Origin of the sequence: Shewanella colwelliana (assembly GCF_001735525.1) — a bacterium.
Classification (GTDB): domain Bacteria; phylum Pseudomonadota; class Gammaproteobacteria; order Enterobacterales; family Shewanellaceae; genus Shewanella; species Shewanella colwelliana.
Genome location: NZ_MCBT01000029.1, coordinates 1 through 5365 on the forward strand (window position 1 = coordinate 1; position 5365 = coordinate 5365).

Annotated in this window: 2 tRNA genes and 2 rRNA genes; all 4 read left to right on the forward strand. The window is 50.1% G+C overall.

Annotation, left to right across the window (positions count from 1 at the left end):
- Nucleotides 1–11: 11 nt before the first annotated feature.
- The 4 genes from BEL05_RS10045 to BEL05_RS10060 all read left to right on the forward strand — a co-directional run bounded on the left by BEL05_RS10045 (nt 12) and on the right by BEL05_RS10060 (nt 5297).
- Nucleotides 12–1554: ribosomal RNA gene (locus tag BEL05_RS10045) — 16S ribosomal RNA — on the forward strand.
- A 203-nt stretch (nt 1555–1757) separates the two neighbouring features.
- Nucleotides 1758–1834, forward strand: a tRNA-Ile gene (locus BEL05_RS10050).
- A gap of 133 nt (nt 1835–1967) precedes the next feature.
- Nucleotides 1968–2043 (forward strand) — tRNA-Ala (locus BEL05_RS10055).
- Nucleotides 2044–2403: 360 nt separating this feature from the next.
- Nucleotides 2404–5297 (forward strand): 23S ribosomal RNA (locus BEL05_RS10060).
- Together the 16S and 23S rRNA genes with 2 tRNA genes alongside form the textbook arrangement of a ribosomal RNA operon.
- The last annotated feature ends 68 nt before the right edge of the window (nt 5298–5365 follow it).

The following is a 5365-nucleotide window of genomic DNA, read 5'->3' on the forward strand; positions in this document are numbered from 1 at the left end:
CAAAAAAACTTTAATTGAAGAGTTTGATCATGGCTCAGATTGAACGCTGGCGGCAGGCCTAACACATGCAAGTCGAGCGGTAACAGGAATTAGCTTGCTAATTTGCTGACGAGCGGCGGACGGGTGAGTAATGCCTAGGGAACTGCCCAGTCGAGGGGGATAACAGTTGGAAACGACTGCTAATACCGCATACGCCCTACGGGGGAAAAGAGGGGACCTTCGGGCCTTCTGCGATTGGATGTACCTAGGTGGGATTAGCTAGTTGGTGAGGTAATGGCTCACCAAGGCGACGATCCCTAGCTGTTCTGAGAGGATGATCAGCCACACTGGGACTGAGACACGGCCCAGACTCCTACGGGAGGCAGCAGTGGGGAATATTGCACAATGGGCGCAAGCCTGATGCAGCCATGCCGCGTGTGTGAAGAAGGCCTTCGGGTTGTAAAGCACTTTCAGCGAGGAGGAAAGCTTAAGCGTTAATAGCGTTTAGGTGTGACGTTACTCGCAGAAGAAGGACCGGCTAACTTCGTGCCAGCAGCCGCGGTAATACGAGGGGTCCAAGCGTTAATCGGAATTACTGGGCGTAAAGCGTACGCAGGCGGTTTGTTAAGCGAGATGTGAAAGCCCCGGGCTCAACCTGGGAACTGCATTTCGAACTGGCAAACTAGAGTCTTGTAGAGGGGGGTAGAATTTCAGGTGTAGCGGTGAAATGCGTAGAGATCTGAAGGAATACCGGTGGCGAAGGCGGCCCCCTGGACAAAGACTGACGCTCATGTACGAAAGCGTGGGGAGCAAACAGGATTAGATACCCTGGTAGTCCACGCCGTAAACGATGTCTACTCGGAATTTGGTGTCTTGAACACTGGGTTCTCAAGCTAACGCATTAAGTAGACCGCCTGGGGAGTACGGCCGCAAGGTTAAAACTCAAATGAATTGACGGGGGCCCGCACAAGCGGTGGAGCATGTGGTTTAATTCGATGCAACGCGAAGAACCTTACCTACTCTTGACATCCAGAGAATTCGCTAGAGATAGCTTAGTGCCTTCGGGAACTCTGAGACAGGTGCTGCATGGCTGTCGTCAGCTCGTGTTGTGAAATGTTGGGTTAAGTCCCGCAACGAGCGCAACCCTTATCCTTATTTGCCAGCACGTAATGGTGGGAACTTTAGGGAGACTGCCGGTGATAAACCGGAGGAAGGTGGGGACGACGTCAAGTCATCATGGCCCTTACGAGTAGGGCTACACACGTGCTACAATGGCAAGTACAGAGGGTTGCGAAGCCGCGAGGTGGAGCTAATCTCACAAAGCTTGTCGTAGTCCGGATTGGAGTCTGCAACTCGACTCCATGAAGTCGGAATCGCTAGTAATCGTGGATCAGAATGCCACGGTGAATACGTTCCCGGGCCTTGTACACACCGCCCGTCACACCATGGGAGTGGGCTGCACCAGAAGTAGATAGCTTAACCTTCGGGAGGGCGTTTACCACGGTGTGGTTCATGACTGGGGTGAAGTCGTAACAAGGTAGCCCTAGGGGAACCTGGGGCTGGATCACCTCCTTACCTATACGACTAACTTAATGCTTGTTGAGTGTTCACACAGATTACTTGATAGAAAGAAAGAGCAAAAATATACGTGTCTATTTAGACGACGTTAATTTGTTTCAAGTCAAGGCGCTTGAGGAGAGAAAGGGAGTGTAGTTCGCTACATGACTGTTTGAACGACGAAAGCAACGCTGAATTGAAGCAAAGGAACAAGTATAAATGGGTCTGTAGCTCAGCTGGTTAGAGCGCACCCCTGATAAGGGTGAGGTCGGTGGTTCAAGTCCACTCTGACCCACCAAAATCTTTGTGTTACTGCGTTATGTAGTTCGTCGTTTAGCTGGCTAAACGTCCTCTCTACATGCCTTGTCCCACTTGATTTGGTAATAACTTAGCAATAAGTAACGTATGTTTTTGTTTGACTGCATGTAAATGGGGCTATAGCTCAGCTGGGAGAGCGCCTGCCTTGCACGCAGGAGGTCTGCGGTTCGATCCCGCATAGCTCCACCATTTACTTACTGTTTTTGCTGAGATAGTAAGTCATGCATATGGATAGAGATGCCAAAGATAAATGCAAAATTTATCTTTGGCTTTTTTAAGCCCGCTCTTTAAAAATTTGGAAAGCTGATAGTGTTAATGTGAAAGGGACTGTGATGACTTACTTGTAAGTTGTTATGGTTTGTAGCATTGACGCGAAAATTAAAATTGAGTTCTCAAACACTTAAATCAAGTGCCGAATCATTACCTTTAATTAGGATGATGATTCATGAGTATTCTTTTGGCGAAAGTAAACACCATTAGTTGCGATACAACATCAAGCTTACCCGCTTGATAGAGTTTGTTTCCTTGTGAAACTCATTTGGGTTGTATGGTTAAGTGACTAAGCGTATACGGTGGATGCCTTGGCAGTCAGAGGCGATGAAGGACGTAGTAACTTGCGAAAAGCGTTGGCGAGCTAGTAACAAGCATTTGAGCTAACGATGTCCGAATGGGGAAACCCACTAGCATAAGCTAGTATCACATACTGAATACATAGGTATGTGAGGCGAACCCGGGGAACTGAAACATCTAAGTACCCGGAGGAAAAGAAATCAACCGAGATTCCCCTAGTAGCGGCGAGCGAACGGGGATTAGCCCTTAAGCGTAGAGGGTGTTAGTGGAATGTGTTGGAAAGCACAGCGGCACAGGGTGATAGCCCCGTACATGAAAACTAACTTTACGTGAAAACGAGTAGGACGGGACACGTGACATCTTGTCTGAACATGGGGGGACCATCCTCCAAGGCTAAATACTCCTGACTGACCGATAGTGAACCAGTACCGTGAGGGAAAGGCGAAAAGAACCCCTGTGAGGGGAGTGAAATAGAACCTGAAACCGTATACGTACAAGCAGTGGGAGCGGTTCTTGAGACCGTGACTGCGTACCTTTTGTATAATGGGTCAGCGACTTACATTTTGTAGCGAGGTTAAGCGAATAGCGGAGCCGTAGGGAAACCGAGTGTTAACTGCGCGTTTAGTTGCAAGGTGTAGACCCGAAACCCGGTGATCTAGCCATGGGCAGGTTGAAGGTTGAGTAACATCAACTGGAGGACCGAACACACGTATGTTGAAAAATGCGGTGATGACTTGTGGCTGGGGGTGAAAGGCCAATCAAACCGGGAGATATCTGGTTCTCCTCGAAAGCTATTTAGGTAGCGCCTCGAGCGAATACCATTGGGGGTAGAGCACTGTTAAGGCTAGGGGGTCATCCCGACTTACCAACCCTTTGCAAACTCCGAATACCAATGAGTACTACTCGGGAGACACACGGCGGGTGCTAACGTCCGTCGTGAAAAGGGAAACAACCCAGACCATCAGCTAAGGTCCCAAAGTTATTGCTAAGTGGGAAACGATGTGGGAAGGCTTAGACAGCTAGGATGTTGGCTTAGAAGCAGCCATCATTTAAAGAAAGCGTAATAGCTCACTAGTCGAGTCGGCCTGCGCGGAAGATTTAACGGGGCTAAGCAATACACCGAAGCTATGGGTACTAGCGCTTGCGCTAGTGCGGTAGAGGAGCGTTCTGTAAGCCGTTGAAGGTGAAGGGGTAACCCACGCTGGAGGTATCAGAAGTGCGAATGCTGACATGAGTAACGATAAAGGGGGTGAAAAACCCCCTCGCCGAAAGACCAAGGGTTCCTGTCCAACGTTAATCGGGGCAGGGTGAGTCGACCCCTAAGGCGAGGCCGAAAGGCGTAGTCGATGGGAAACAGATTAATATTTCTGTACTTCTGCTAACTGCGATGGAGAGACGGAGAAGGCTAGGCTAGCGCGGCGTTGGTTGTCCGCGTTTAAGGCTGTAGGTGGTGCACTTAGGCAAATCCGGGTGCACATACACTGAGAGTTGATGACGAGGTTCTACGGAACTGAAGTAGTTGATGCCATGCTTCCAGGAAAATCTTCTAAGCTTCAGGTTAGCAGGAATCGTACCCCAAACCGACACAGGTGGTCGGGTAGAGAATACCAAGGCGCTTGAGAGAACTCGGCTGAAGGAACTAGGCAAAATGGTACCGTAACTTCGGGAGAAGGTACGCTCCTGTTGGTGATGAGACTTGCTCTCTAAGCTGACGGGAGTCGCAGATACCAGGTGGCTGCAACTGTTTATCAAAAACACAGCACTGTGCAAACTCGCAAGAGGAAGTATACGGTGTGACGCCTGCCCGGTGCCGGAAGGTTAATTGATTGGGTTATCTTCGGAGAAGCTCATGATCGAAGCCCCGGTAAACGGCGGCCGTAACTATAACGGTCCTAAGGTAGCGAAATTCCTTGTCGGGTAAGTTCCGACCTGCACGAATGGCGTAATGATGGCCACGCTGTCTCCAGCCGAGACTCAGTGAAGTTGAAATTGCGGTGAAGATGCCGTATACCCGCGGCTAGACGGAAAGACCCCGTGAACCTTTACTATAGCTTGGCACTGAACATTGACCCTACATGTGTAGGATAGGTGGGAGACTTTGAAGCAGGAACGCCAGTTCTTGTGGAGTCAACCTTGAAATACCACCCTTGTAGTGTTGATGTTCTAACTCTGGCCCCTGAATCGGGGTTGAGGACAGTGCCTGGTGGGTAGTTTGACTGGGGCGGTCTCCTCCCAAAGAGTAACGGAGGAGCACGAAGGTTGGCTAAGTACGGTCGGACATCGTACGGTTAGTGCAATGGCATAAGCCAGCTTAACTGCGAGACATACACGTCGAGCAGGTGCGAAAGCAGGTCATAGTGATCCGGTGGTTCTGAATGGAAGGGCCATCGCTCAACGGATAAAAGGTACTCCGGGGATAACAGGCTGATACCGCCCAAGAGTTCATATCGACGGCGGTGTTTGGCACCTCGATGTCGGCTCATCACATCCTGGGGCTGAAGTCGGTCCCAAGGGTATGGCTGTTCGCCATTTAAAGTGGTACGCGAGCTGGGTTCAGAACGTCGTGAGACAGTTCGGTCCCTATCTGCCGTGGGCGTTGGATGATTGAAGGGAGCTGCTCCTAGTACGAGAGGACCGGAGTGGACGAACCGCTGGTGTTCGGGTTGTCATGCCAATGGCATTGCCCGGTAGCTACGTTCGGAATCGATAACCGCTGAAAGCATCTAAGCGGGAAGCGAGCCCTAAGATGAGTCATCCCTAGGACTTTAAGTCCTCTAAAGGGCCGTAGGAGACTACTACGTTGATAGGCAAGGTGTGTAAGCGTTGTGAGGCGTTGAGCTAACTTGTACTAATGACCCGTGAGGCTTAACCATACAACCCAAAAGGGTTTCAGTTAATGGTTAACTTTAGCGAAAGAATACAGACACTTGATTTAGTGTGA